The sequence below is a fragment of the Shewanella baltica genome (assembly GCF_900456975.1).
GTDB lineage: Bacteria > Pseudomonadota > Gammaproteobacteria > Enterobacterales > Shewanellaceae > Shewanella > Shewanella baltica.
Genome location: NZ_UGYM01000002.1, coordinates 4,454,821 through 4,480,233, shown reverse-complemented (window position 1 = coordinate 4,480,233; position 25,413 = coordinate 4,454,821). Strand labels below are relative to the sequence as shown.

The 25,413-nt window shown below is 46.7% G+C and carries 27 protein-coding genes and 1 riboswitch; of the genes, 19 read left to right on the top strand and 8 right to left on the bottom strand.

From position 1 onward, the window contains the following. The first annotated feature begins 75 nt into the window (after positions 1 to 75). Both DYH48_RS20050 and DYH48_RS20045 read left to right on the top strand, forming a co-directional pair. Positions 76 to 1,059, top strand: coding sequence for a prolyl hydroxylase family protein (locus tag DYH48_RS20050; RefSeq protein ID WP_115335732.1), 984 nt, complete (start codon positions 76 to 78; stop codon positions 1,057 to 1,059). 139 nt (positions 1,060 to 1,198) lie between these two features. Continuing rightward, positions 1,199 to 1,594 carry a hypothetical protein gene (locus DYH48_RS20045; protein WP_006086537.1) on the top strand — a complete coding sequence of 132 codons (396 nt, stop codon included), beginning with the start codon at positions 1,199 to 1,201 and terminating at the stop codon, positions 1,592 to 1,594. Positions 1,595 to 1,634: 40 nt separating this feature from the next. Here the strand turns inward: DYH48_RS20045 and DYH48_RS20040 are convergent, their stop codons facing one another. Beyond that, positions 1,635 to 1,817, bottom strand: coding sequence for a hypothetical protein (locus tag DYH48_RS20040; RefSeq protein ID WP_006086539.1), 183 nt, complete (start codon positions 1,815 to 1,817; stop codon positions 1,635 to 1,637). A gap of 360 nt (positions 1,818 to 2,177) precedes the next feature. On the opposite strand from DYH48_RS20040, the gene DYH48_RS20035 reads away from it, so the two are divergent. The 4 genes from DYH48_RS20035 (at position 2,178) to DYH48_RS20020 (ending at position 6,032) form a co-directional block, all read left to right on the top strand. Next, entirely contained in the window at positions 2,178 to 3,029 is an 852-nt protein-coding gene (locus DYH48_RS20035) for a PfkB family carbohydrate kinase (RefSeq protein WP_115335731.1), read from the top strand. Positions 3,030 to 3,346: 317 nt separating this feature from the next. Then, the gene (locus DYH48_RS20030; protein ID WP_006079749.1) at positions 3,347 to 4,807 is read left to right on the top strand and encodes a sensor domain-containing diguanylate cyclase; all 1,461 of its coding nucleotides are present in this window, start codon (positions 3,347 to 3,349) and stop codon (positions 4,805 to 4,807) included. A 135-nt stretch (positions 4,808 to 4,942) separates the two neighbouring features. Beyond that, a complete protein-coding gene (locus DYH48_RS20025; protein ID WP_115336175.1) occupies positions 4,943 to 5,638 on the top strand; it encodes an MOSC domain-containing protein in 696 nt (231 codons plus the stop codon). Between the two features lie 37 nt (positions 5,639 to 5,675). Next, positions 5,676 to 6,032 carry a DUF4870 domain-containing protein gene (locus DYH48_RS20020; protein ID WP_006079751.1) on the top strand — a complete coding sequence of 119 codons (357 nt, stop codon included), beginning with the start codon at positions 5,676 to 5,678 and terminating at the stop codon, positions 6,030 to 6,032. Positions 6,033 to 6,107: 75 nt separating this feature from the next. On the opposite strand, the gene DYH48_RS20015 is transcribed toward DYH48_RS20020, so the two are convergent. Both DYH48_RS20015 and DYH48_RS20010 read right to left on the bottom strand, forming a co-directional pair. Then, entirely contained in the window at positions 6,108 to 8,024 is a 1,917-nt protein-coding gene (locus DYH48_RS20015; protein WP_006086544.1) for a methyl-accepting chemotaxis protein, read from the bottom strand. A gap of 348 nt (positions 8,025 to 8,372) precedes the next feature. Beyond that, positions 8,373 to 10,022 carry an electron transfer flavoprotein-ubiquinone oxidoreductase gene (locus DYH48_RS20010; protein ID WP_115335730.1) on the bottom strand — a complete coding sequence of 550 codons (1,650 nt, stop codon included), beginning with the start codon at positions 10,020 to 10,022 and terminating at the stop codon, positions 8,373 to 8,375. Positions 10,023 to 10,269: 247 nt separating this feature from the next. Then, a riboswitch (molybdenum cofactor riboswitch) is annotated at positions 10,270 to 10,403 on the top strand. Here DYH48_RS20010 and moaA point away from each other — a divergent pair. From moaA to DYH48_RS19975, 7 genes are all read left to right on the top strand, one after another. After that, positions 10,391 to 11,371, top strand: coding sequence for a GTP 3',8-cyclase MoaA (moaA, locus tag DYH48_RS20005; protein WP_037392248.1), 981 nt, complete (start codon positions 10,391 to 10,393; stop codon positions 11,369 to 11,371). It overlaps the preceding riboswitch by 13 nt. Before the next feature lie 96 nt (positions 11,372 to 11,467). Beyond that, on the top strand, positions 11,468 to 11,944 hold the full coding sequence (gene moaC, locus DYH48_RS20000) for a cyclic pyranopterin monophosphate synthase MoaC (protein WP_006079755.1): 477 nt from the start codon (positions 11,468 to 11,470) through the stop codon (positions 11,942 to 11,944). 116 nt (positions 11,945 to 12,060) lie between these two features. Then, a complete protein-coding gene (gene moaD / locus DYH48_RS19995) occupies positions 12,061 to 12,312 on the top strand; it encodes a molybdopterin synthase sulfur carrier subunit (protein WP_115335729.1) in 252 nt (83 codons plus the stop codon). A gap of 1 nt (position 12,313) precedes the next feature. Next, the gene (gene moaE / locus DYH48_RS19990) at positions 12,314 to 12,781 is read left to right on the top strand and encodes a molybdopterin synthase catalytic subunit MoaE (protein WP_006079757.1); all 468 of its coding nucleotides are present in this window, start codon (positions 12,314 to 12,316) and stop codon (positions 12,779 to 12,781) included. 77 nt (positions 12,782 to 12,858) lie between these two features. Next, the gene (gene modA / locus DYH48_RS19985) at positions 12,859 to 13,659 is read left to right on the top strand and encodes a molybdate ABC transporter substrate-binding protein (protein ID WP_006079758.1); all 801 of its coding nucleotides are present in this window, start codon (positions 12,859 to 12,861) and stop codon (positions 13,657 to 13,659) included. Between the two features lie 8 nt (positions 13,660 to 13,667). Further along, complete coding sequence (gene modB / locus DYH48_RS19980) at positions 13,668 to 14,348, top strand: molybdate ABC transporter permease subunit (RefSeq protein ID WP_011845539.1); 681 nt, start codon at positions 13,668 to 13,670, stop codon at positions 14,346 to 14,348. Next, complete coding sequence (locus DYH48_RS19975; protein ID WP_115335728.1) at positions 14,329 to 15,432, top strand: ABC transporter ATP-binding protein; 1,104 nt, start codon at positions 14,329 to 14,331, stop codon at positions 15,430 to 15,432. The genes modB and DYH48_RS19975 overlap by 20 nt, the downstream gene beginning before the upstream one ends. 14 nt (positions 15,433 to 15,446) lie before the next feature. Here the strand turns inward: DYH48_RS19975 and DYH48_RS19970 are convergent, their stop codons facing one another. Then, positions 15,447 to 15,608, bottom strand: a complete 162-nt coding sequence (locus DYH48_RS19970) for a hypothetical protein (RefSeq protein WP_115335727.1) — start codon at positions 15,606 to 15,608, stop codon at positions 15,447 to 15,449. Positions 15,609 to 16,100: 492 nt separating this feature from the next. Between DYH48_RS19970 and DYH48_RS19965 the strand changes: the two genes are divergently transcribed. Genes DYH48_RS19965 through DYH48_RS19950 form a run of 4 tightly spaced genes read left to right on the top strand, consistent with a single transcriptional unit; the run spans position 16,101 to position 19,392 of the window. Further along, the gene (locus tag DYH48_RS19965; protein WP_006079762.1) at positions 16,101 to 16,622 is read left to right on the top strand and encodes a hypothetical protein; all 522 of its coding nucleotides are present in this window, start codon (positions 16,101 to 16,103) and stop codon (positions 16,620 to 16,622) included. Between the two features lie 60 nt (positions 16,623 to 16,682). Next, positions 16,683 to 17,360, top strand: coding sequence for a response regulator transcription factor (locus tag DYH48_RS19960; RefSeq protein ID WP_006079763.1), 678 nt, complete (start codon positions 16,683 to 16,685; stop codon positions 17,358 to 17,360). A 49-nt stretch (positions 17,361 to 17,409) separates the two neighbouring features. Then, on the top strand, positions 17,410 to 18,666 hold the full coding sequence (locus DYH48_RS19955; protein ID WP_006079764.1) for a sensor histidine kinase: 1,257 nt from the start codon (positions 17,410 to 17,412) through the stop codon (positions 18,664 to 18,666). A gap of 33 nt (positions 18,667 to 18,699) precedes the next feature. Further along, complete coding sequence (locus tag DYH48_RS19950) at positions 18,700 to 19,392, top strand: TIGR01621 family pseudouridine synthase (protein WP_115335726.1); 693 nt, start codon at positions 18,700 to 18,702, stop codon at positions 19,390 to 19,392. Between the two features lie 48 nt (positions 19,393 to 19,440). Here the strand turns inward: DYH48_RS19950 and DYH48_RS19945 are convergent, their stop codons facing one another. After that, on the bottom strand, positions 19,441 to 20,610 hold the full coding sequence (locus DYH48_RS19945; protein ID WP_115335725.1) for a GGDEF domain-containing protein: 1,170 nt from the start codon (positions 20,608 to 20,610) through the stop codon (positions 19,441 to 19,443). A gap of 262 nt (positions 20,611 to 20,872) precedes the next feature. Between DYH48_RS19945 and DYH48_RS19940 the strand changes: the two genes are divergently transcribed. After that, on the top strand, positions 20,873 to 21,040 hold the full coding sequence (locus tag DYH48_RS19940) for a YqaE/Pmp3 family membrane protein (RefSeq protein WP_006079767.1): 168 nt from the start codon (positions 20,873 to 20,875) through the stop codon (positions 21,038 to 21,040). A gap of 69 nt (positions 21,041 to 21,109) precedes the next feature. Here the strand turns inward: DYH48_RS19940 and DYH48_RS19935 are convergent, their stop codons facing one another. Then, positions 21,110 to 23,287 (bottom strand): TonB-dependent receptor, encoded by a 2,178-nt coding sequence (locus DYH48_RS19935; RefSeq protein WP_115335724.1) that lies wholly within the window; start codon positions 23,285 to 23,287, stop codon positions 21,110 to 21,112. A 413-nt stretch (positions 23,288 to 23,700) separates the two neighbouring features. Between DYH48_RS19935 and DYH48_RS19930 the strand changes: the two genes are divergently transcribed. Further along, positions 23,701 to 23,961: a DUF2986 domain-containing protein gene (locus DYH48_RS19930; RefSeq protein ID WP_366945742.1), complete on the top strand. Its 261-nt coding sequence runs from the start codon at positions 23,701 to 23,703 to the stop codon at positions 23,959 to 23,961. 133 nt (positions 23,962 to 24,094) lie between these two features. On the opposite strand, the gene DYH48_RS19925 is transcribed toward DYH48_RS19930, so the two are convergent. After that, positions 24,095 to 24,607 (bottom strand): M23 family metallopeptidase, encoded by a 513-nt coding sequence (locus tag DYH48_RS19925; protein ID WP_115335723.1) that lies wholly within the window; start codon positions 24,605 to 24,607, stop codon positions 24,095 to 24,097. Positions 24,608 to 24,646: 39 nt separating this feature from the next. Further along, positions 24,647 to 25,237 (bottom strand): hypothetical protein, encoded by a 591-nt coding sequence (locus tag DYH48_RS19920; protein WP_006086567.1) that lies wholly within the window; start codon positions 25,235 to 25,237, stop codon positions 24,647 to 24,649. Between the last annotated feature and the right edge of the window lie 176 nt (positions 25,238 to 25,413).

The following is a 25,413-nucleotide window of genomic DNA, read 5'->3' as shown; positions in this document are numbered from 1 at the left end:
TTGCTTAAATGTTATTTTTGGTGGATTTTGGAGATGTATGATCTATGCTTCGCTAATTTTTTAGGTATTTGATATATGCAGCAGCTATTTTTTCGATTACTAGAAGACCGTTATTTTAATCGGTTGCCCGAGGAGTGGGTTCTCCGGTCAGCTCAGGAATCGGTTGATTTCGTTAGATTTTGGCTTGTACATTGCTTTCGCAGTGCCGCATCGGAACGAGAATTAGCAACTGTGCTGTTTTTTGCCGCTGAATGGAAGTTAGAAGAGCTAACTTTCTTAAGGTCATTTTGGCAAAGTTATACGTCAGTTATGGATGAAGCTGCAGAGTTGACATTGAGGAATTTATATTTCCGGTTAATTCCTCAAATTAATCTTGATCACGACAATCATTTAGATGCGATAGCCATTTTTTCTTTTGTACTCAAGTTTGAACAACAAACGGTAGCATCTGAATTGCAACAGGGTGTAGCCTCTTCTTATCGAACTTGTCTACCCATTGAAATGCTTCAAGAGATACAAACTCTTTCATTACCTCATTTACATCCCATCACTGTTTATGGTCATCAAGGAAAAGGAAGTGTTGAATTTGATATTCGCAATAACACTCACTTCCCGACACAAATACCTAATGCTAGTTTAGTATTTGCGTGTGTTGAAAGAGTCGTTGCGCACTATTCTGGGACAAGCCTAGCATTTGCCGAGCCTATGGTCGTTTTACGCTATGAGGTTGGGCAATTTTACAAATGGCATTATGATGCAATACATGCACACACACCGGCAATTGAATCAGAGCTAAAGCAATTTGGTCAGCGTAATCGTACTGCGATACTGTACTTAAATGATGATTTCACTGGTGGGGAGACGGAGTTTAAAGCGCCATATATTCAAGTGCATCCTAAGGCTGGTTCGGTCTTAGTTTTTGATAATGTAGATTGTAATGGGCGAACTTTGATATCGTCTTTACATCGTGGCTGCGAAGTCAGTACTGGCCAAAAGTGGATATGTACACAATGGTTTAGAGATAAACCATTTTGGCTTAGGTCTGGGCTCTTAACTTAGTTTCAGCTAGATTAAATTTGAATCATTTTTTTACAAGCAAATTTTAGGCTAAATTATTTTATCCCTGAAGAGTATTTTCTCTGTCGGGGTTAAGGCAGAATGATCCCGTCCGTAAAATTATTATGCAGGATATAACGGGATGACAATTAACGCATTATGGATACCCGCCTGGTACGAACTTGATCAATCGATCGTAGTGGGTGTGACTGAGGAGTTTGTCTTTCATAAGACTGTCGCAAACGAGGCGTTAACGTTTTACAGCGGTGCAAAGGGGAGCGATGCCGTCAAGGCAACGGGAACCATTTCTGCCATTAAACATAATGTCTTGGGGGACATTGAAAGTGTCGATGCACAGGGGCTCGATTATACGCTGGTATTGCAAGATGGACGGCGTTTGTTAGTCAATGCTGAGGAAAATCCAGGATTGATTTATGAGTGGGTTGATGACAGTTGGCAGCCGTCAGATATGGTCATCATAGATTGGACGTTGGCAGTACAATTTGCGTCTTTATCACCATTGACGCCAAAAAAGTAATTGAAGATTTATCGTTAAGTGACTAAATAGGTAAGTGCAGTTAGCGCTCGGGATCCGACGTTGACTGCACTTTTACTAGATCTGCAAGTTGTTGGTATTCTTTTTTAATTTCTGCGACATACACATCGTGAAAATCTAACTCATTAAACTCATCAAGGCAGAGCTGATAACGGCGTAGCTGCTCAGCTTTTTCTTCAGCGGTATCCCATCTTTCCATTAGCATAGCGTTTGATTCCATTCATAAATTTAATTCCTTCTAAACTTCACATATTTTAACGACAGTTATTGCTATTTAACTGAGCTGGTTTGAAGTTTGTTGTATGCATTTATGCCGTTGGGCGTCATGCAATATAGAAATCTATTTTAAACAGAGGGTTGAGGTAGAATAGTTGGTTTTACCGTATGGTGATGGACTTTTTTCCTTATCTTATTCGGGACAAATGCTTACACAGGCGTCAGCCATAGCCTGATGGTGCTGCTATCTTGATGATTGGATTGTACCAGTGAGCATTTTGCTCTAGATTGATATTTCTTTGTTTTCATCTTCTGGCCTTGAGTCTTTTTTGCCCTTTGGAGCCGCGTAATGGCGAATGTTTTGTTAGTTGCCAATCTCAACTGTGATCGGATTTTACTGCTTGATAAACCTTTAAAAACAGGTGGGCGTTTCCATTATCAAGATGGTGGACAAAGGCTCGGTGGCGGCGGGGCAAATACCGGATTAGGTTTAGTTTGGGCAGGGCATAGCGTCGCCTTGGTGAGTCAAGTTGGCCGTGATGACATGGGAGATTGGCTCATTGCAGAAGCCAGCACTCAAGGACTCGATTGCCGTTTAGTGCAGCGCCGAGCTGGTAACACTTGCGAAATGCTACTCGTGATGACGCCAGACGGTGAACGGACGATTATTCGGCCACAAAGACCCATATTTGAGTTATCAGTGCCGCCGAAATGGCAGCCATGGGACGCGCTGTATTTTAATACTTCCGCTGAGGGTTCGGTCAGTTGGGCAAAGACAGCCTTGGAACATTGCCTTGTGGTCGCGCAATTAGCCAAAGATGACAGGCAGAGACCTTGTCATATTCTACTGGCATCAATGAGTGATATCCAAGGGCGTTGTGATGGCGCCTCTTGGGAATATGGTAAAAGCATTGGCGGTGAGGGTTTGCGTTACTTTATTGTCACCGATGGCATCAATGGGGCTAAGGTTTACACGCACGATCAAGTGCAGCATGTTGCTGCTATCCCTGCCACTGTTGTTGATACCACTGGCGCTGGCGATGCCTATGCGGCGGGACTTATCCATAGTCTATGCACTGGTCAGTCGATTACCGAGGCGATGGCTGAAGGCGCTGTTTGGGCGGCATTTGCGGTTGCAACCGATAGTTCTATTCCGGGTGAGGCACTGAAACAGTATTTAGAGGCCAAGCAAATAGCATGATAAATCTGCGGATGAGCAGTTTGAGTCATCTTTCTGTCATACGGTCTTGCTAGAGTATGTCTTGTGGCGCATAGCTCTTGTCCCTTAACGTTTTCTTGTGCTTTTCTCCCATTTATTGGTTAGTATGTTTTTTGCCTCGTTTCCCCAACGAGGCATTTTTTTGCTCAAAATAAAGTTATTCCATCGCAGAACATTCATAAAGCTGAAATGTTGTGCGGCCATGGCGCAATTGCGTTAACATTTATTCAACTAAAATAGTTATCGTGACATTAAAATAATAAGCCACTCAAGGTGTTCTGTAGTCTTTGGAGTTGAGAATGGGCAATAACGCTTGGAATGATAAGAATAAATTTATTTGGCTGCTCTCTGTTTTGCTTTTAGTCGCCTTCTTAGTGACCAGTGGTATCAGTTATAAGGTGGCCCATGACTCACTGAGTCAACAAATCGAGAGTAATACCCTCCCGCTCACAAGTGACAATATTTACTCAGAAATTCAACAGGACCTGCTGCGACCTATCTTTATTTCATCCTTGATGGCGCAGGATACTTTTGTTCGCGATTGGACATTAAGCCACGAGCAAGAGCCAGAAAAACTGATCCGTTACCTTAAGGAAATCCAAGAGAAATACGATACAGTTACCAGTTTTTTTGTGTCAGAGAAAAGTCGGCATTATTACCACTCCACGGGCATTTTAAAACAAATCCAAGATGTTGAGCCCGACGATGCTTGGTACTTTCGAGTGCGCTCTTTACCCGAATCTGAGCATTATGAGGTCAATATTGATGCTGATACGGCGGACCGCAGTAAAACAACCGTATTCGTAAACTATAAAGTTTTTGATTTTGAAGGCAAATTTATAGGCGTTACTGGTGTGGGTTTGGCGGTTGAAAAGGTTAAGTCCCTCATCGAGCTTTATCAAAAACGTTATAACCGTCGAGTGTTCTTTACCGATCGGCAGGGCAATGTCACTTTGCATGGCGATGAATATGATGGTGCGGATTCGCTGCAAACCAGTCCAGGGCTTGAAAATTTAGCGACGCGTATTTTAACCAGTCCAAGTGCGGCTTTTAGCTACCAGAGAAATGGTAAAACCGTTTATCTCAACAGCCGCCTAGTCCCTGAGTTTAAGTGGTATTTGATTGTTGAGCAGGAAGATGCGCCACAGGAGCGGGAGTTGCTAAATACTTTTTGGGGCAACTTGGGCTTAAGCCTAATGGTGACCCTAGGGATTTTATTCATCTCCAACATGACCTTAGGTCGTTATCAGCGCAAATTAGAAGTCATGGCGTCTACCGATAAGCTTACTGGCGCCGCTAACCGTCAGGTATTTGATGAGTACTTTAGGCAGGCGTTAGATAAGGCTAAGTTGGCACAATCGCCGATTTCAATACTCTTGCTGGATATTGACCACTTTAAAAAAGTGAACGACAGCTATGGGCATGGGATTGGTGATTTAGTATTAAAAACCATGACGAATATGCTGCGTGGCGCGCTGCAGCAACAGGATATCTTATGTCGTTGGGGCGGTGAGGAGTTCTTGATTTTACTTCCGGGGATGGATTTAACCCGAGCGGCAGAACTGGCTGAACAGATCCGTGAGCTTATTTTTCAGCGGGAAATTAAAGTGAATGGATTACATATTTCTATTACTGCCAGTATTGGCGTCGCCGAGCATCAGGCGCAAGAGCCTGCAGAAGATCTGATCAAGCGTGCCGATCTGGCCTTGTATCAGGCTAAGGAAGCCGGTCGAAATCAAGTAGTGTTGAATCATTCATAGATTCAGCCCCGTGCCTATTGGTGGCAAGATGTCGCCTACTTTTATGAGTTATTGAGCGAGTTGATTGTGTTACTGGCGTATCGCGGTTTACACTCTGGCGGTAATGCGAGATGGGTTATGGATTGGGGGTTACAGATGTCAACGTTGTTGATCAATAAGTTATCTGGGTTGTATTTAGGGACGCATCTGCAGGAAATGGCAGGTGTCGCCACAGGTATTGATGGCAAGCAAGCTGCTCAACAACTGCTAGTGCATGTCAGCCATGTTGAAGGGGATGCACAGGCCGATCCTAAACACCATGGCGGACTCGATCGCGTGTTACATCATTTTCCCCGCGAGCATTACGGCCAATATCGTCGTTGGGATTTAATTACTCAACTCGAAGATGCGCCCAGCATGGGAGAGAACATCAGTACCGTTGGGTTGAACGAAACCCAAGTTAATATTGGTGATATCTTACAAATTGGCGCCGTAACAGTGCAGGTCACTCAGCCGCGTTCACCTTGCTTTAAGTTGAATCTGCAATTTGGGCACAAAGAATTTGCCCTCGCCATGCAGCAGAGCCAGTTATGTGGTTGGTTTTATCGAGTATTAACGCCTGGGATTATTCAGTTAAACGATAAGATTGAACTGGTTGAGCGCCGTACGGACATTAGTGTCGCCGAGGCTATGGCACTCTATTTTTCACCAACGTTTAATGCCAGCGGCTATGATCGTTTAGCTTGCTGCGAGGGATTAGCGCAGAGTTGGGTGAATAGCCTACAACGGCGCTTAGCATCACAGACAGTAGAAGATTGGCAAATGCGCTTATATGGGCCGAGCGGTAAATAAGTATTTATATTCATAATGATAAAACAGGGATGACCTTATGATTGAACCCGTTACAAAAAGTGATAAAGATTTTGGCTTACTGGTATACGCCTCCAGCTTTGTTGGATACTTAGTGCCGCTGGGCTCGATTCTTGGTCCTTTGATTATCTGGCTGATGAAGCGCGAAGAGTCCGCATTTGTCGATCAATGTGGCCGTAGTTGTTTGAACTTTAAATTGAGCCTGCTGATTTATGTAATCATCAGTGGCGTACTCGCTTTGGTCGGGATAGGTTTCATCTTTTTAGCCATACTCGGCATATTCGATTTGGTGTGCACTGTGCTGGCGATTATTAAAGCCAGTGAGGGTAAGGTATATAAATATCCATTAACGATTAAATTTATTGCTATGGATTAATCGCCTCTTTGAATTAAAGAAAAACGCCTTAGATGTTTCCATCTAAGGCGTTTTTTATGGTGTAAGTTTAAGGTTTTACACCTTAAACTTGGCCACTAAGGTATCTAAGCGGTGTGACAGTTGATTCAAGGCTAAACTCGCCTGTGCTGCCGCTTGTGCAGTATTGGCTGTACGCTGAGTAATATCGTTGATTTCTGTGACGTTACGGTTGATGTCCTCCACAACTGTGGATTGCTCTTCCGTTGCCGCAGCAACTTGGATGTTCATGTCGCTGATAAGACCAATGCGATCGCTAATACCAATCAACGATTTGCTGGCTTCATCGACGGCCACAACACCTTCATGGGAGCGAGTACGACTCTGGGCCATCGCATTCACTGCGCGGCTGGCTTCCGATTGCAACTTGTCGATCATGCCTTGCACTTCATTGGTCGATGCTGCGGTACGTGATGCTAAGTTACGTACTTCATCGGCGACGACAGCAAAACCGCGTCCAGCTTCACCGGCACGTGCCGCTTCAATTGCCGCGTTGAGGGCTAACAAGTTTGTCTGTTCAGAGATAGCGCGGATCACATCTAAAATCCCACCAATGGATTTAGTGTGGGTCGCGAGGGACTCAATCACTTCACCCACTTGGCCAACGTCTTTTGACAATTGGTTAATGGTATCGCGGGCACGGGTTACCACAACTTGGCCACTGCTGGCTTCAGTGTCAGCATCTCTTGCAGCAACCGCTGCTTGGGCAGCATTACTGGCAATTTCGTTAACCGTCGCGCCCATTTCATTAATGGCTGTTACCACCATCATAGTGCGATCTTTCTGTTCGTGGCTGTCTTCTAAGGTTTGCTGTGCCTGATTCGACACATCCTTAGCGGAGAAACCGAGCTGTTCGCTGGTTTGGGCCACTTCGATGACCGAATCTTGGATCTTGCTGATAAAGCTGTTAAATCCCTTAGCGAGTTGCGCAATCTCATCTTCACCATTGACAGGTAAGCGTTGGCGTAAGTCACCTTCACCTTCGCCTATGTCGCGGAACATAGCGGCAACTTGGGCGATTGGACGACTCACAGAACCTGCAACAACGATAGCGAGGACGATAAAGCCCGCTGCAATCAACAGTGTCCAGATTAAGATCTGATAAGCCGCTTCGGTTAATAGCGCAAACACTTCGGCTTCTGGCACTTGTGCCACTAAGTACCAATCCATAGACGCGATATAACTACTGGCAACCAGCATGTTTTCGCCATTGATCTTGGTATTGATCAGATTGAAATCACCGCGGTTTAGTAAGGCGCTTGAGTTCGCATCTTTGTATAAGTTGCTTAGGTTGCTCTTACCAATTTGGCTCGTATCTGGGTGGAGTTTCACTTCACCCTTAGCATCCACTAAGTAAACAAATCCTGTTTCTTCAATCTTAAATGAACTCAGTAAACGCACCATATCATCGAGTGATTTAGCGAGCCCGACTAAGCCGCGACCATTGGGTTGCTGGTAGTTGATAAAGAGTTTGACTTCGCCGTTGGCCTCAGTGAATACGTTCAACATACGTTCTTGGCCACTGTCGCGGTAACCAAAAAACCAGCCATCCTGCGCAGGGGTGAGCACGCGCAAAAATCCATCCTGAGTGTAATAGGCGGCAGTTTGTCTGTCGGCGTAGGAGGCTTGCGCTAGTTTATATTGACGCGTGATGTCTTTCAGTTGGGCAACCACTTGGGTTTCTTGGGCCTGTGGTCTGCCATCTTCGAGCCATTGGAGTAACATGCGGCTGCTGGCCAATTGCTCTGCGGCATTCATTAAAGTGGAGATGTCGAGATCGATCTTATTGCGGATCTGCATCATCAAACTCGGCAGTTCCGAACCTAACATCCGTTGTTGTACGACATTTTTAGCGCTACGTTGGCTTAATACGCCGACGAGTATGGTCGACAGCAGTACTGCAAATGTCACTGTTAGCAGAATTTTCTGCTTAATGGTGAGGTTATTAAATATCATAAATATCAATATGCCTGTGTTGGACTGTTTTGCGTTATCGGTCAACGCACTCTTGTACGGTAAAAGATTATCGGACAGGAATGTGAAAAGTTAACCTTAGTCTAGGCCGAATGCCGAATAAAACAGCGTATAAAACATTTATTTGGCCTAACCCGTTGGTCTTGCAGTAGATCTAATTATGTAGAGTATAGATGGAAATGGGATGGTGATTGAAAACGAACTCTTTTATGTGTGGCAATTGTGGCCAATGTCGTTGATAAGGGCAAGCAAAAAAAGTGAGATGTTTGTTTCAAAGGTGAAAAAAAGGCGCTCCATTGAGCGCCGCTATTAACATTTATTGGTGACAAGTTACATATTGGGGTAGTTAGGACCACCACCGCCTTCTGGCGTAACCCAAGTGATATTTTGGCTAGGATCTTTAATGTCGCAGGTTTTGCAGTGAATGCAGTTTTGCGCATTGATCACAAATTTGGGCTGACCTGCCTCTTCGACGATTTCATACACACCGGCAGGGCAATAACGTTGTGCTGGCTCATTAAACTGAGTCAGGTTAATACCCAGTGGAATGCTGCTGTCTTTAAGACGTAAATGGCAGGGCTGATCTTCTTCATGATAAGTGCTCGACAGATACACAGAGGACAGTTTGTCGAAGCTGAGCTTGCCATCGGGTTTTGGGTAATCAATCTTGCTGTAAGCGCTCACGGAGGCCATTTGCGCATAGTCTGGGTGTTCATCACGCAGTGTGATAGGGAACTTTCCGCCAAACCAGTTTTGATCTATGTAATTGAAGGCGCCACCTAAATAGGTGCCAAACTTATGCATCGCAGGGCCAAAGTTGCGCGATTTATGCAGTTCTTCATGCAGCCAGCTTTCTTCGATATGAGTCTGGTAACAGTCGAGATCTTTACCGCCTTCAACACCCGCCATCATGGCTTTGCCTAAGGTTTCTGCCGCAACGATACCGCTCTTCATCGCAGTGTGAGTGCCTTTGATTTTCGCGAAATTCAAAGTCCCAGCGTTACAGCCGATGATCAGGCCGCCGGGGAAGCTCATCTTAGGAAGCGAGTTCAAGCCGCCTTTAGTAATCGCACGGGCGCCGTAACTGAGGCGTTCGCCGCCGGTTAAATACTTTGCAATCACAGGATGAGTTTTATAGCGCTGGAATTCGTCAAATGGACTCAGATGCGGATTCTTGTAGTTCAAATCGATAATGAGGCCGACAGCAATCTGGTTGTCTTCCATATGATAAAGGAAGCCGCCGCCCGATGCGCCCTCAGTTAATGGCCAGCCACCTGTGTGCACCACTTTACCTTGCTCGTGTTGCTCGGCGGGGACTTTCCAAATTTCTTTGAAGCCTAAGCCGTAATGCTGGGGTGTTTTACCATTATCTAAATGGTATTTTTCGATCAGTTGCTTGCCTAAGTGACCGCGGCAACCCTCTGAGAAAACAGTATATTTAGCGTGCAGTTCCATGCCGGGCATAAAGCTGTCTTTAGGCTCACCATTGGCGCCAACCCCCATATCGCCAATCAAAATACCTTTAACGCTGTTATCGGCATTAAATAGCAATTCACTGGCGGCAAAGCCGGGGAATATTTCGACACCGAGTTCTTCGGCGCGATTAGCAAGCCAGCGGGATAGATTACCGACACTGATAATAAAATTGCCGTCGTTGTGCATGGTTTTTGGCACAAAGGCATTGGGCATCACTCGGCCGTCGGTGACGGAGCTGAGTAGGTAGATTTCGTCGTGGGTGACAGCGGTTTTCACTGGAGCGTCTTTTTCACGCCAGTCGCTGAACAGTTCGTCTAGCACTCTTGGCTCGAACACTGCGCCTGACAGAATATGCGCGCCCACTTCTGAGCCTTTTTCGACCACACAGACGGTAATTTCTTTACCTGAATCCTGTGATATTTGCATTAATCGACACGCGGTGGCCAAGCCTGCTGGACCTGCGCCGACGATAACAACATCGAATTCCATTGATTCGCGTTCCATCAGTTCACCTCTTCCTTCACGTTTCCCCGATTTTTATCGAGTGTTGTAGTTTGTAAACGGGCGTTTTATTGCTTGTACCACCTTACCTGAAAATAAGATAAGGTCACAGTGGATTAAGCGGCTGTTTAGTCTAATTCAGTACAAATCTTTAGGTGAGGACTGTCACAGATTATTCACGCTAGCGTGATCTAGGTTAATAAATACCTGTTTAGGGGTATAGCTAGTGAGTACTTTCGGCCTATAATCACCGGTGACGGTTCTCCGAGCTTGCCTACCTAAGTCGAAAGATATGGAGGTGTAGCCGTGGTAATAATGCCACCGGGGTGGGATAAGAAATGCTCTCACCTCCCACACTTGGAAAGGTGATCATGTCTCAATTACAAGACAGCTTTGGTCGAAAATTTCACTATTTGCGGATGTCAGTCACTGACGTTTGTAACTTCAAATGCAGTTATTGCCTCCCCGACGGTTATCATCCTGACGGCAAGCCAAAATTCTTATCTCTCAATGAGATAGAAAACTTAGTCTCTGCATTTAGCCAAGTCGGCACCCAAAAAATCCGCATAACAGGCGGCGAACCCACCCTGCGTAAAGACTTTACCGACATCATCCGTGTCGTCGCCGATAACCCGCGCATTCACACCATAGCGACAACCACTAATGGCTATAGACTCGAAAAGCATGCCAAAGAATGGTTCGATGCGGGCTTGCGTCGTATCAATGTGTCTGTGGATAGCTTAGATCCTAAAATGTTTTACCAAATCACTGGCGAGAATAAATTCGACGAAGTGATGCGGGGGATCGATGCTGCCTTGTCGGCGGGTTTTGAGCGCGTAAAAATCAATGCCGTCCTGCTTAAAGGCCTAAACGATAAAGATTTACCGCGCTTTTTGCATTGGATTAAAAATACCCCAATCGATTTACGTTTTATCGAGTTGATGGAAACGGGTTTAGGCCGTGAGTATTTTGAAGCACATCATCTAGCGGGCGCCGACATTAAAGCGCAGTTACTGGCGGATGGTTGGCAATTAGATACGCCGAGCGCCGATGATGGTCCAGCGCAAAACTTTAGCCGCAGCGATTATCAAGGCCGTATTGGTTTGATCATGCCCTATGCGACTAACTTCTGTGCCAGCTGTAATCGTTTGCGCGTATCGGCTAAGGGTAAGTTGCACTTATGCCTCTTCACTGAATCCGGTGTCGATTTGCGTGATCTGCTGCAGCATTCTAGCCAACAAGCGGAATTAATTGAGCGTTTGCACGGTCAATTAGCCCAGAAGAAAGCAACCCATTACTTGCATCAAGGCATTACAGGTGTCACTCAGCATCTCGCCTCTATTGGTGGCTAACCCGTATTTAGGTTCTTCATCAGCGCCGATTTAGCGCGAGTATAAGCCCAATTTCCCTTGCACTTTGTTTTGTCCTCAAACGAAAGGATCGCTCCAATGAGCAATGTATTTACCCATATTAATGCCGATGGCAACGCCCATATGGTCGATGTCACCGAAAAAGCCGTTACCGAGCGCGAAGCCCGTGCCGAAGCGTTTATCGAGATGGCGAGCACGACACTTGAGATGATCATGAGCGGCAGCCATCACAAGGGTGATGTGTTTGCTACTGCACGTATTGCGGGCATTCAAGCCGCGAAAAAAACCTCAGATCTTATCCCTTTATGCCATCCACTGATGCTGACTAAAGTTGAAGTCGATTTAGAGGCGCAGCCCGAACATAACCGCGTGCGTATCACTAGCCTGTGCAAATTGTCCGGCAAAACAGGTGTTGAGATGGAAGCCTTAACTGCGGCCTCAGTGGCGGCATTAACTATCTACGATATGTGCAAAGCCGTGCAAAAAGATATGGTGATCTCCCAAGTCCGTTTGCTAGAAAAACGCGGCGGCAAGTCGGGACATTTTAAGGTTTAGCCTGACAGAATAGGCTTTAGCCACTCGGCAGATTAGCAAGTGAGCGAAGCTGTCCAAGCTTAAGTCTGACGCGCTATTTGTGAGTCAGTTTAGCGGATCAAAAACGAGAGAAGATTATGATTAACGTGTTGTTTTTTGCTCAAGTTCGAGAATTATTGGGCACTGCTAAATTAAGCCTGGAGGCGAGCGAGCAGACACAAACCGCCGAAGCGTTACGTGCGACGCTGGCGGCTACCGACGATAAATGGGCTAAAGTATTAACCTCAGAAAAATTGCTGGTGGCGGTAAATCAGACCATTAGTCAATGGGATACGCCTGTAAACGATGGTGATGAAGTCGCCTTTTTCCCACCCGTTACCGGAGGTTAATATGCGTTTATTACCCGCAGTTCGAGTGCAAGAAGTCGATTTTAGTGTGACCGACGAATATCGGCAGTTGGCTCAAGATGATAGCGATGGTGCCGTAGTCACTTTCGTCGGTAAAGTGCGTGATTTTAATGATGGCGCCGCCGTGACTGACTTAACCTTAGAGCACTATCCGGGCATGACCGAAGCCGTGCTAGAACAAATCGTTGTCGAGGCACGCAGTCGCTGGCCACTGAACAAGGTCACTGTGATTCACCGCGTGGGCACTATGGCCTTAGGTGAGCAAATTGTGTTTATCGGGGTAACCAGCGCCCATCGCAAAGCTGCTTTTGCTGCCTGTGAATTTTTAATCGACTTTTTAAAAACCAAAGCGCCATTCTGGAAATTAGAAGCGGGCGAGCAAGGTAAAAGCTGGGTTGAGGCGAAAGATGCCGATGAACAAGCTGCCAAACTGTGGCAACACAAAGATTAGTTGCAGCAAAAATACGTGCAGTGGCAAGGCAGCTTGCTAGCTCAAAATAAACGCGAAAACGGCACTGAGGTGACCCAATGCAGAGTTTGACCCGTTTCTTCCACTCCCTTGGTTTTGTATTACTGTTTTGCTTAGCAGTTGTACCATCGACCAGTCGCGCAGTGGATAATGCGCCGATTCCTGCCATCGCCGCGGCGGCTAATATCAAGTTTGCCTTGGATGACATTGTTAAAAACTTCACCGCAGAAACGGGTCTCAAAGTACGGGTCTCTTATGGTTCATCTGGAAATTTTGTCGCGCAAATTCAACACGGTGCGCCGTTTGAAATGCTGCTGAGTGCCGATGAACGTTATATTGCCGAGCTGAACAAAGTCGGTTTTACCCAAGGCGAGGGCGTGCAGTATGCTGTTGGCCGTTTAGCCTTAGTCGCCCCTAAAAATTCGCCGCTCGCACTAGATATCGAACTCAATGGCCTAAAAGCATTATTGGCAGCGGGCCAGCTAGAGCGCTTTGCGATCGCCAATCCTGACCATGCGCCCTACGGCGAACGTGCCCGTGAGTTATTGAAAAAAATCGGGTTATGGGATGAGCTGCAAACTAAGTTGATCTTAGGCGAAAACGCCTCCCAAGCGGCACAGTTTGCGATCAGCGGCTCGACTCAAGGCGGAATTATTCCTTTATCACTGGCGATTGCGCCGCAGTTTCAGGCCCTCGGTCATTATTTAGCTCTGCCCTCAGATCTCCACGGTCCGCTGAATCAACGTATGGCGTTAATGCCTAAGGCGAGCTCAACCGCCGAGCGTTTCTACCAATACCTACAATCAGACGCCGCCCGCGCCGTATTCACTCAATACGGTTTTGGTTTGCCGGTAAGTTAAGGATTCTAATGGATTGGCAGGCGCTGTGGTTATCGGTCAAACTCAGCAGCATCACAGTCTTGGTGCTGATCCCCCTTGCGATACTCGCGGGGCGAGCCTTGGCCTACCGCCAATTTGTCGGTAAATCTTGGGTCGAGGCATTGATAATGGTGCCCTTAGTGTTACCGCCGACCGTGATTGGCTATTACTTGCTGGTGGGGCTAGGTAGTCAGAGTTGGCTCGGACAATGGATAGAGCAACTAACTGGCCAGCAGCTCGTGTTTCATTTTTCAGGCCTGGTTATCGCTTCTGTGTTCGTCAATATCCCCTTCGCGGTGCAGCCAATCCAGCGGGCCTTTGAAGCTGTACCGAATGATGTCCGCGATGCCGCAGCTTGTTGTGGCATGAGCCGACTTAAAATATTGCTTAAGATTGAATTGCCTATGGTGTGGCCGGGTGTGCTGACCGCGCTGGTGTTGTGTTTCTCCCATGTGCTCGGCGAGTTTGGCGTCGTGTTGATGATGGGCGGCAATATCGCTGGCGAGACTAAGACAATTTCGATTTCTATCTACGACAGTGTGCAAGCCTTCGATTTTAATGCCGCAGGCACTATGTCATTAGTGTTATTACTGTTTGCGGTAACGGCTTTGGCGCTCACTACCAGTTTGTCACGGCGTTTAGGAGGTCAGCGTGGCGCAAATCATCGCTGATCTGCAGTGTCAGATCCAAAACCATAAACACATTAAACTCAACGCTGATTTTCGCTGCAAGGCTGGCGAAGTGCTCGCTGTGGTGGGGCCGTCTGGCGGTGGGAAAACGACCTTGCTACGGATGATCGCTGGGTTGAATCATCCCGATACGGGACAAATCCATTTTGGCGATCGGCCTTGGTTTAATGATAAAGCGCGCATCGCCTTGAGCCCACAGCAACGCCATATCGGTTATATGCCGCAGCATTTTGGCTTATTTCCTAATCTCACTGCCTTAGAGAATGTAGTCGCTGGGCTTGATCATATCCCCAAATCTGAGCGTATTGTGCGCGCGAAAGATTGGCTTGAGCGAGTCAACCTACAAGGCCTACCCGATAGATTGCCAGCGCATTTATCTGGCGGTCAGCGCCAGCGCGTTGCCTTAGCGAGAGCGCTTGCCCGCGAACCGTCGGTTTTGTTGCTGGATGAGCCTTTTTCTGCGGTGGACAGGGAAACTCGCGAGCGTTTATACCTTGAGCTTGCGCGCCTCAAAGAACAGTTACTTTGCCCAGTGATTATGGTCACCCACGACTTAAATGAAGCCTTACTGCTGGCTGATTCGATGATTTTGATCAGCCAAGGCAAGATGCTACAGCAAGGTGCACCTTTCGAGGTGTTATCGCGGCCACGAAATGAAGCTGTGGCTAGGCAGATGGGGCTAAGGAATATTTTCGACGGTGAAGTAGTATTTCAAGACAGCACAAAAGACCTCACTTGGCTTAAGTTTGGCGAGCAGTTGATCGCCTGCGACTATGGCAAAGACCGCGCCGTTGGCAGCAAAGTGCGTTGGGTGATCCCCAACCAAGGCATTCGCTTTAACTCGATATCTAACGGACGTTTATGCCGCAGTTTTAATAAGTTAGATGTCACTATCGACGCTATGCTGGTGATGGGGGAATCGGTCCGGCTTATCTGCTATGTCACAGGTACTCAGTTACAACTTAACACCGAAGTATCGCTGCATTTTGCCCAAAAGCTTGCACTCACGAAAGGAATGCAAACCACAGTGGCACTCAAATCCGAACAAATTCATATTTTGGAATAATGTGATATCGCACTCTAATGACGTTTTTTACCCAGCAATCCAATCCAAAATGTTCCTTCCAACAGCATGCCTAAGATGATAAATGCCATGGCGCTTGTGGCGCTGCCATAGGCGTAGGGGCTTAATGCTGCGACGAGTAGCAAGCTCAAGCTTATCCATCGTGTGACTGGTTTCATATTCGCTCCGATTAAAAATGCCATTACTTGACGCTTGGTTATCAGACTGACGTTAGTGGAGTGGGGTCTATTTGCCAATCGTACTTTTTGACGACACAAATGCACTAAAATACCCGCTAAAATTCAATCAGCTTGATTTTAAATGGCTAAATTATGGGTTTTTACTGGAAATGTCATGCTTCAAAATCCCCAGATGATCAAAGCTTAATCTTGTTTCCATCGGTGTTTCAGCTGGTATTAGGTAGACTTAACACATTAGCCACAAAATGATTGAGTGTTTGGCTTAAAAGCGAATAACTTAGGTGATGTTGAAAGGGCATTTTCGTTCCATTTATGACCAAACCTGAGTTAAGGCTAACGCAGTGTAATGCTATATCCAGTGGTAGATTATGGGAGATTGGTTTGGAATCGCGCACAGGGACAATAGGTCCCATCGACTTCTAACTGATTGTCTCATAAGATACAAACTTAGCTGATTTATATGGAGGAGCCATGAGACTATGGTTGCTAGGATTCATGTTGGTATCTGGCGTCGCAACTGCGGCTCAGAGCATGTATTCGATGTTTGCGGGTGGAGACTATGTACCGCCGCTGAGCGTTATGCAGCAGATCGAAAAAGGGTTCTCCGGCGTGATTGCCGAATTTAATATGGAAGAGCAAGAGGGTGAATTAGTCTACCAATTTGAGTTGATTAATCCCTTGGCCAATTCTATAACGCGGTTTGAATATCGTGCCCGCGATGGTAAGTTGCTGAAACAAAAGGCGAGTAAAGTGAGCGCGGATGATCTCGGTGAGGTTGAGGCGACACGTTTGATCGCGGCAAAAGATCAAACATTTTCAGGCTTAATCGCTAAGGCCACTAAAGATCACAAAGCCTTCTTAACCGAGGCAAAGTTAGATCACGACTTAGGTATCAGTTATTTAGAGCTTAAGCTGCTAGACGATACGGGTAAGTTTAAATTGGCTTTTGATGTCGAAAATTTACGCCCGTTACCTTTACTCAAGTGGGATTGAAACATCTAAGTCAATCGAGTGCTCAAACGAGTATTTAGGATTGAGGAGCGCAACATACAGATGAAAATACTTTTAGTTGAAGATGATGCGACGACGATTGATTACATCGTCAAAGGATTTCTTGAGCAGGGCCACAATATCGAAACGGCGAGCGATGGCCACCAAGGTTTGTCACTCGCCACGAGTAGTCAGTACGATCTCGTGATCCTCGACCGCATGTTACCACAGCTCGATGGCTTGAAATTATTGGCCGCCTTAAGGGCAACGGGCAATCAAACCCCAGTGCTGATTTTATCTGCCTTAGCGCACGTTGATGAGCGAGTGAAAGGCCTGCGCGCGGGCGGCGACGACTATATGACTAAGCCGTTTGCCTTCTCTGAGTTATTAGTGCGCGCCGAAAAACTCATGCACCGTGGCCAATCTGTGCCAGTCACCACAGATCTCGTTGTCGGTGGTTTGAAGATGGAGTTACTGACCCGTAATGTGACCTTAGACGGGCAAGAGTTGATGCTGCAGCCGAAAGAGTTCCAGTTACTTAAGTATCTGATGGAACATGCGAATCAAGTGATTAGCCGCACCTTATTGTTCGAAGCAGTGTGGGATTATCACTTCGACCCGCGCACGAACGTCATCGATGTGCATATCGCAAAATTACGCCGTAAATTTGAAGAGTTAGGCCATGGCGAGCTTATCGAAACCGTGAGAGGAGCGGGTTATCGCTTACGACAAAGGCATTAAGCCTTACCAAAGCAGCGCCTGGCGCATCACAATCGTCTTTTCGACCTTAGTGACAGTGATCATTGGGGCGCTGCTATTTGCCCTCTATCGACAGTTGATCATCGAGCAACAGTATCAAGTGACTCAATATTTAGAGTCAGAGACCCAACGTTATCAGCAACTTGCCCTAACGGTTGACCGCCGTAGTTTTGCCGCTCAAATCCGCGCCGCCGATCCACAAACCGCTCTGATCGCTTGGCGTAATAGCTACGATATGGTCGGTGCCTTGAGCTTTATGCCCGAAGGCATGCCCATGCTGCCGCAAACGCGGGATTTCCCCATCTTAACCGGTGGCCCAGATAAGCTGCATATTCTTACCGGCGGGTTGGTAATGACCCGCTACGGCCCAGTGTTGATTGCGACCCGTACCGATAACTTAGCGACGTTAATCGATAAGTTTATCAGCGCCGCGGCGACAGCCGTGATGCTTACAATAGTGTTGACCTTAGCGCTCGGCTATCTGTTTTCTAAGGCGATTTTACGTCGATTAGTACAATACAACCGCTTGAGTGAACAGATTGAACGCGGCCACTATGATACCCGCTTGCCCTTGAGTTGGCGTCAGGATGAGTTTGATATGTTGGCGCTGCAGTTTAATAATGTGCTGGATATCCTCGAAAATAACCTGATGGCAGTGCGCGGCGCGACCGATAATATCGCCCATGATTTACGTACTCCACTGTCACATATCCGCATTGGTCTTGAAGAGCTGGCGAGTAAGCCGAGTGATGAGATTAGCGAAGGTTGCGCGATTTTGACCGAAGAGCTCGATCATTGTTTAGCGACATTTGATGCCATGTTGTCACTCACGCGTATCGAAGAAGGTCAGCAGACGCTCGATTTGCAGGAGTTAAGCCTAGCGCAACTGTGTACCGATTTGTTGGACATGGCCGATGCCGTGGCAGAATCCAATGAGCAAACCTTGAGTTTGTCGCTGTTGGCTGACCATAAGGTATTTGGTGATAAATACTTATTATTCCAAGCTTTATATAATCTCGTCGATAACGCGATGAAGTATTCTGGCCAAGGTGCGCGGATTGAAATTATTCAGTCAGGCCCACAAATTCAGATCCGCGATAATGGCCCCGGTATTCCCGACGACAGTAAAGAAAGAGTGTTCGAACGCTTAGTGCGCCTCGACCCTAGTCGGCATTTACAGGGTACAGGTTTAGGATTATCTATGGTCAAAGCGATTCTCTCACGGCACAATGCCAAAATTAATCTCACGGATAATCATCCCGGCTTAGTGGTCACTATTAAGTTTTAAGTCGATGATCCGCATTAAAGCGTCGAGAACTCCATGTATCGAATCATAGCCGATGAGGCTGACTTCCTTGTTATCTCCAAATCAGCCAAAGTGCATTTCCACAGTCAGGACGGAACAGCGGGCGTGGTGGCGCAGGCTGAGCAAGATTTAGGGATTAAGCTTTTTGCCGTGCATAGATTAGACACACCCACGTCCGGTCTGTTGATTTTGGCCAAAAGCGCCGTCGCCGCTAAGCAATTTACTGAGCTATTTACCGCCCATAAAGTGCAGAAATATTACCTCGCCCTCGCGAAAGGCAAGCCGAAGAAGAAGCAAGGCTGGGTGATTGGTGACATGGCAAAGTCGCGGCGTAGCATGTTTAAACTGCTGCGCACTAAAGAGAATCCGGCGATTACGCAGTTTTTTTCATTGAGTGTCAGTGAGGGATTGCGTTTATATTTACTGAAACCCCATTCGGGTAAAACCCATCAATTAAGAGTCGCCTTGGCAAGTTTAGGTGTGCCGATTTTAGGCGATGATTTATACGGTGGCATGGCGGCGGATCGTTGTTATCTGCACGCCTACTGTCTGCATTTTCGCTATGGCGATGAAGCGACTGGCTGGCGTGATTATGCGTATAGGGATGTGCCGACTCAAGGTGAACATTTTGCCGCTGAAGGTGTGACTGAAGCGCTGATTGAGTGGTCTGAACCCGATACTTTGGCTTGGCCGGCGAAAGTGGATTAATACTAGTCGCGTTATTCTTGCGTGAGGCTAGCAAGATTTTGCAAAAGCCTAGCAAGCTTGGCAAATACGGTCTCGGCCTTCGGATTTGGCGCGGTACATGGCTTGGTCCGCTTGAATGAGTAGCTTGTCTGGCTGGCATCCTTGATAGATAGTGGCGTAACCTAAACTGGCATGGATTTTTATCGTAACACCTTGCCAGATAAATGAATTGTCCTTAAGTACTTGATGCAATTTCTCGGCAACGGCTCTGGCAGCGGGTGCATCGGTCGTGGGCAAAATCACCAGAAACTCCTCACCACCGTGACGACATAGGGCATCATTTTCACGTAATACCGATCCAAACAGTCTCGCCGCCGTCAGCAGGGCGAGATCACCCGCATCGTGGCCGTATTGATCGTTAATCTCTTTAAAATGGTCAAGATCCAATAAAATCATACTGTAAGGCACATTATCCCTTAGCCAGCGTTGATGGATATTGTTGAGAAACTTATGCATAGCCCGGCGATTCCACAGGCCTGTGAGTTGATCCCGTTCCGCTAACATACGGATTTTGCTGACGAGTCGCGTCATGGCATTACCTATCATCACGATATTGATCAATAGGGTTAGAAATACATAAAACCACAGCACAGGTATCGCTTCGTGCGTGTGCATGGCGATAAACATCGGACTTTCTTCTGGGGAAAGCAGGGCGATAAAGATGCGAATGGTAAAAATACCCACCATAGCGACTAAAGGCATGACCATAGCGATGGCGACTCGATTCCCCGTATCGCGTTTAATGGCCTGATAGTTATCCCGCGTTAGCATGGTAAAAATCAGCGCGGCGCAGGCGGAGAAAACAACGGCTAAGGTGCGTTCGGAGCTGAAGTTGGGGGGAACCGAGAGCATCACACTGGCCGTGATTGCCAAGAGAATAAGATCGGATTTAACGCTGGGACTCAGCCTGAAAAGTGCCTTAGTACCCCAGCGTAATAGGATGAATCCAAACAAAATAGCCATATCGGAGCAGAACCAAAAAAGGTAACTGGAGGCTTCGGAGCGTTGGCTGTTGAGTATGATGCCAAGGAGGACGAACAAGTTCGCCAGAGAAAAACGCATACTGGCTTGAGTCGCAATCGCTAAAGGTTTGGCAATGAGTCCCCATGCCACGGCTGCGGTGCTGGCCAGTAGGCAAATAAATTTGATGAGTAATAGGGCTTGGGGATCAAATATCATTCTTTTAGTTCATATTTTTCTTTAACTATAGATGCTTTTAGGCATTTTCGGTTGAAGTTTATAGGATATCTTAACCTGTATTTAACGGCATGAGGCGGGCTACATCTTCCTTTGAATTTATAGCGATATTAGTGCTTTGGTTTAGAGAATCACTTGGAGTATTTATCATTCTGTAAGCTAAAAAGTTTGCAAATTCTGAGTCTTCCTGCGAAGTTAGACCCTGTTGATTCGCCTACAATCTCCGTTTTAAGGATGCCCTGTTATGGATACAAATAAATTACTCTTAGTCATTATTGCGATTCTATTGCCACCTGTTGCTGTATTTTTGAAGGCAGGAGCGGGTAAAGATCTGCTAATAAACATAGTCTTGTGTTTACTGTTCTGGTTCCCCGGTTTATTACATGCTCTCTGGGTCGTGACCAAGGCATAATTGTCTTTCTTCAGCACAATAAAAAAGCGCAATGTAATTGCGCTTTTTTATGTTTCAATGGGCTTTCACTTAGAAAGGCAAGGTGTAGCCTATTGTCGCAGTACGTCCCATGCCTTTGAAATAACGATCATTTGTACCCATGGTTTGTGAGTAATAATTGAAATAATCCTTATTAAACAGGTTTTGCAGACCTAAGCTCAGGGTGCCAGTGTAAAGCGGCATAGAGAAGGAAGCATCGACTGTGGTATAGCCATCAAATTCTGCATACTTGTTACCCACCGCATTTTTAAAGTCGCGGTCCATGTAGTAATTGGCTTGAACGCGGGTCGACATGTCATTATCGAAGTTATGGGTCCAGAACAGGTTGATACGGTTGGGTGAAATATTTGCACCATCGAGATCGGTATCGACTTGGTTATCACCATTTGAATCGTATTCGCCCTGCTGGAAGGCGATATTCATGCCGAGATCATCATTGCTGGTGAGGTAGGCGGTGACATTGGCTTCGATCCCATCGATCACACTTTTTTCCCGCTTCACGTCGTAGAAACCATCACTATTTAAGGCTAAACGTGAACCAAAATCAGTGGCCGAACGATAGTAAGCTAGCTTGGCGCTTAAGTATTTACCTTGGTAATCGGCGCCGACTTCGACGTTATCTGTGACGAGCGGCGTGAGTGCCAATGAGTCATCTATGCTGGGATTGTCGCCGGGGAAGCTTTTACCATCACGCAGAATTCGGCCGATATCCGGCATGCCAAAACCTTGGTTATAGCTGGTATAAACGCGAATGTCTGGGGTGATTTTGTAGGAGATACCGACGTTGAATAAGGTTTCATCGAAGGTGGCTGAGCCACCTGCAATTTGCTTATTACCCGCACCCCATAGGGTTTTGTAGTCGTCGACACTTAACTCGGCATGTTCGTAACGAACACCGGTCGATAAGGTTAGATTTTCAATTAAATCATAATCTAACTGCAAGTATGGCGCGACGTTGTCATAGGTGCTTTCCGGAACCCACGAAAAACCCGTTTTCACTAAATCTTGCTCTGTGGTATCACGGAAAAGGTCGATACCGTAGGCCGCATCAATCCCTGAACCCGCAATATCCTTAGCAATCAATGAGCTTTTTAACCCCCATTTAACAGAAGCATTACGCGATTGCTCGTAGTACAAGCTTTCGCCTTTGCTGCCGACACCGCACTGGATCACTTGGTCGCTACCTTCGAAGGATGGATCGTAGAAACTGTCGAAACAGCCGCCACCATAAACCGCTTTAAAATCTTGATTAAAGAGTTGCAGGTTAAGTTGTTGGCCACCAATGTTGGCGTGGGTGTAAGTCAAACTGGTGGTGGTCACTTGGTTATTGGCCGCTTCCCATGGCTGAGTTTCTTTAACTGCGCCCGTGGGCACGCCATTGGGCTTGTCGCCTGCGACTGGCATCCAATCGCCATTGTTGTCTGCGGTGTAATGGTTAACCATTAGTTCAAGGCGCGACTCGTCGAAGTTGTGGCCAAGCTTAATGAAGAAGTCGGTGCTTTGGCTGTCCATCGACTCGCCTTGAGTCGTGTCCACACCTACGACGTTATGGTTGGCATCATAATAGACGCCATTATTGCGGTAGCTAACCGAACCTATCATGTCGATAAATTCTGACTCGCCAGAAAACGCATAGCTGGCACCAAAGCTTAAACCGTTAGATTTCATCGAATCAGGAACTGTCACATCGAAACTTGCAACCTGTTCGCTGTCGCCCGTCGGTTTTTTAGTGATGTAATTGATGATGCCGCCTTGGGCACCAAGACCGTGCATTGCATTGGCACCGTGAATGATTTCGATACGCTCAATCATGGCTGGATCTATGGTTTGACCCGAGCGACCCCCACTGCGAAGTGGGTTTGATTGCGGTACGCCGTCGATCATGATCAGCGGCGGGCGACCACGCAGGGTTTCGCCTGTGTTACTCATCTTCTGGCGGCTTGGCGAAAAGCTCGGGGCTAAGTTACCGATAATGGTCGACAAATCTTTAGTGGTGCGGAACTGTTCTTCTAACTGGGCGCGGTCGATGATAGTGACGGTATTGGGGATTGAGCTGGGGGATTTATCCATCCGACTCGCGGTGACTGTGATTTTTTCTATGTCTTTATTTTTGTTGTTTGAATTGCTATCGGGGGCATCTTGAGCCACAGCGGATTGGCTTAGCGCTGCAAATACGGCTAAAGCAACAAACGAGGTTTTGAATGTCATATAACTTCCTGCTAAGAGCGAATGAGTTTGCTACACCGGCTCCTTTGGCATAAGTCCATATTCCATTAAACGGCATTACAAATGATAACGATTTTTATTCTGTCGCGATTTTAGGGGAGGAATAACGGCTTGTCTAGTCGTGTCATACAGGAAATTGCACGATTTGGCAGCAGTATTGATAAATTGCGACACAGCACTCGGTATCAAGATTTAACCCCAAGGGTTACCTAGTGCGAGTTCATGTTGTTAAGGCTGTGCCTTATTTAGCGTTTGGTATGGCTTGCGCGATCTGATGGTTTGGTCGCAGGCTTGATGACTTGGCTTGAAAACGCGGTTTGTTAACTCGGCTTGTTAATTTGGTTAGCGTTGGGCGTAGGTTTGATGGCCTGAGGCGATCTGACTTGTGCTTTCTATTGTCTGGCGTGCAGGTGCAAGGCTATAATCGCGCCCCTTTATTCCGTATCCGCATTGGTGCCTTGATGAACCGCAAAAAGAAGATAAACCAAACCTTGAAGAGCAAGGCGAAAAAGGCCAATGCCAAACTGCAATCGAGCAATAAACCTAAATACATTGCGAAGGCGGATAGGGAATCATTAGCTGCAGAGGCCGATAGCGAGTCGTATGCTGCGGCAGTTAACTCTGTGACTCTTGATAGTAAGTCTGCTGAATCATAAGTCTCCGTTCATTTCTTCGTATAATGTGTCGGCCATGCTGGCATTCAGTGAGTTTGCCGACATGGCGAGTTGCTGAACCCTCATTTGTAGTTGATATTGTCGCGAAGCCGCTATGTTACTCATCACCTAAGTCTTAGTGTGTTTCTAAGTAGGTGATGGGGTTTTGATAAAAGGCCTTTTTATATCCTTGGGTTGAAGTATCTATCAGCCAAGGTTTAGGCAATAAGCTCAAAATGGAATAATGCAAATGTGGCGGTTTACCTTGAGCATTACCCGTATCGCCGACAGTGCCCAGCGTTTCACCTTGGTGGGCAATTAATCCCGTGGCTGATTCAATTTGCGCTAAATGGGCAAAATAATGAATTTGCCATTTAGCACCTAGACCAACGACCACATTACCTCCTTTAAAGAAGTCGCCTCGATAGAAGATCAGCATAGGCGTTGGCGCAATCACGGCAGTGTTTTTGGCGGCGAAAATATCTATCCCCTTATGTACGCCCGATGGGCCCCAAGGTTCATACCAAAAGGTTTGGCTGTTCCAATCTTTACTGCTGGCGCCTTTGACTGGGATCACCGGTGACTCAGGGATCAGATAGCCGCCAAGTAGCAGTAACGATAGTGCTAATCCAACATATGTTAACTTCATTTTTTATCCTGCATTAAGCCTTAGTGCTTCTCTCAAGCTCTAATGAAAATCACTGAATTCCTGCCAATTTACGGGGTACTGCAAGCGCTCAGCTGCTGAAAGTGACAGCCAATAGGGGCGCCAAAAATAGTTGCACCAAAAATCGATATTCCCTTGAAGACTGCCGAGTGTATCGGGATCGACATGGGGAAAGCTTTCCCAAGGGTGAGGTAAAGTCGATTTGAACGCAATCAGTTGTTCTAATAGTGCTTTGTCGTTGCTGATTAAACTGACGCAGATCCCCGCAAAATCGGCATATTGGTTGAGCTGCAAGCTGGTTGCTCGGCTCCGATGGGTTATCAGGCCATTAAAGCTGGCGGCATGTTCGGGTAATGCTGTAAAACCTGCATTGCCGATTAACCTATCTAAGGTTTGCTTGCCTTCTAAGGTCAGTAAGCCGTGAACTTGATAGGCATAAATATCGGCCTGCACTATTGGTGTCACTAGCGGATAGGCTTGGTTTGTCGGCAAGTCGATGTTGGGCATTTGCGCTGGATGAAAAATGGCGGCTAAGTCAGCTTGTCGCCCTAGTGGGCTGTTGCCATGAAAGGCGCGATGAAGATACTTCTTAAGCCAAGCGAGCAAAGACATTGGCGTGACCCTTCAGGAGAATGTTAATTGATCATGGCGTTTCTAAAGATTCAAATCACCAATCTACTTCTTGTACCCGCGATTTTACTCATCTGTATACGGCCAGTCTGAAGTATTAATACCGTTAATTCAGTTGGATATTTAAAATGACAAGGTAAGTGATTTTATGCCTGTAA

Excerpts from the sequence above, each read along its gene's own strand:
- DYH48_RS20050 (WP_115335732.1), top strand. The coding sequence starts at position 76 with ATGCAGCAGCTATTTTTTCGATTACTAGAAGACCGTTATTTTAATCGG.
- DYH48_RS20045 (WP_006086537.1), top strand. The coding sequence starts at position 1,199 with ATGACAATTAACGCATTATGGATACCCGCCTGGTACGAACTTGATCAA.
- DYH48_RS20040 (WP_006086539.1), bottom strand. The coding sequence starts at position 1,817 with ATGCTAATGGAAAGATGGGATACCGCTGAAGAAAAAGCTGAGCAGCTA.
- DYH48_RS20035 (WP_115335731.1), top strand. The coding sequence starts at position 2,178 with ATGGCGAATGTTTTGTTAGTTGCCAATCTCAACTGTGATCGGATTTTA.
- DYH48_RS20030 (WP_006079749.1), top strand. The coding sequence starts at position 3,347 with ATGGGCAATAACGCTTGGAATGATAAGAATAAATTTATTTGGCTGCTC.
- DYH48_RS20025 (WP_115336175.1), top strand. The coding sequence starts at position 4,943 with ATGTCAACGTTGTTGATCAATAAGTTATCTGGGTTGTATTTAGGGACG.
- DYH48_RS20020 (WP_006079751.1), top strand. The coding sequence starts at position 5,676 with ATGATTGAACCCGTTACAAAAAGTGATAAAGATTTTGGCTTACTGGTA.
- DYH48_RS20015 (WP_006086544.1), bottom strand. The coding sequence starts at position 8,024 with ATGATATTTAATAACCTCACCATTAAGCAGAAAATTCTGCTAACAGTG.
- DYH48_RS20010 (WP_115335730.1), bottom strand. The coding sequence starts at position 10,022 with ATGGAACGCGAATCAATGGAATTCGATGTTGTTATCGTCGGCGCAGGT.
- moaA (WP_037392248.1), top strand. The coding sequence starts at position 10,391 with ATGTCTCAATTACAAGACAGCTTTGGTCGAAAATTTCACTATTTGCGG.
- moaC (WP_006079755.1), top strand. The coding sequence starts at position 11,468 with ATGAGCAATGTATTTACCCATATTAATGCCGATGGCAACGCCCATATG.
- moaD (WP_115335729.1), top strand. The coding sequence starts at position 12,061 with ATGATTAACGTGTTGTTTTTTGCTCAAGTTCGAGAATTATTGGGCACT.
- moaE (WP_006079757.1), top strand. The coding sequence starts at position 12,314 with ATGCGTTTATTACCCGCAGTTCGAGTGCAAGAAGTCGATTTTAGTGTG.
- modA (WP_006079758.1), top strand. The coding sequence starts at position 12,859 with ATGCAGAGTTTGACCCGTTTCTTCCACTCCCTTGGTTTTGTATTACTG.
- modB (WP_011845539.1), top strand. The coding sequence starts at position 13,668 with ATGGATTGGCAGGCGCTGTGGTTATCGGTCAAACTCAGCAGCATCACA.
- DYH48_RS19970 (WP_115335727.1), bottom strand. The coding sequence starts at position 15,608 with ATGAAACCAGTCACACGATGGATAAGCTTGAGCTTGCTACTCGTCGCA.
- DYH48_RS19965 (WP_006079762.1), top strand. The coding sequence starts at position 16,101 with ATGAGACTATGGTTGCTAGGATTCATGTTGGTATCTGGCGTCGCAACT.
- DYH48_RS19960 (WP_006079763.1), top strand. The coding sequence starts at position 16,683 with ATGAAAATACTTTTAGTTGAAGATGATGCGACGACGATTGATTACATC.
- DYH48_RS19950 (WP_115335726.1), top strand. The coding sequence starts at position 18,700 with ATGTATCGAATCATAGCCGATGAGGCTGACTTCCTTGTTATCTCCAAA.
- DYH48_RS19945 (WP_115335725.1), bottom strand. The coding sequence starts at position 20,610 with ATGATATTTGATCCCCAAGCCCTATTACTCATCAAATTTATTTGCCTA.
- DYH48_RS19940 (WP_006079767.1), top strand. The coding sequence starts at position 20,873 with ATGGATACAAATAAATTACTCTTAGTCATTATTGCGATTCTATTGCCA.
- DYH48_RS19935 (WP_115335724.1), bottom strand. The coding sequence starts at position 23,287 with ATGACATTCAAAACCTCGTTTGTTGCTTTAGCCGTATTTGCAGCGCTA.
- DYH48_RS19925 (WP_115335723.1), bottom strand. The coding sequence starts at position 24,607 with ATGAAGTTAACATATGTTGGATTAGCACTATCGTTACTGCTACTTGGC.
- DYH48_RS19920 (WP_006086567.1), bottom strand. The coding sequence starts at position 25,237 with ATGTCTTTGCTCGCTTGGCTTAAGAAGTATCTTCATCGCGCCTTTCAT.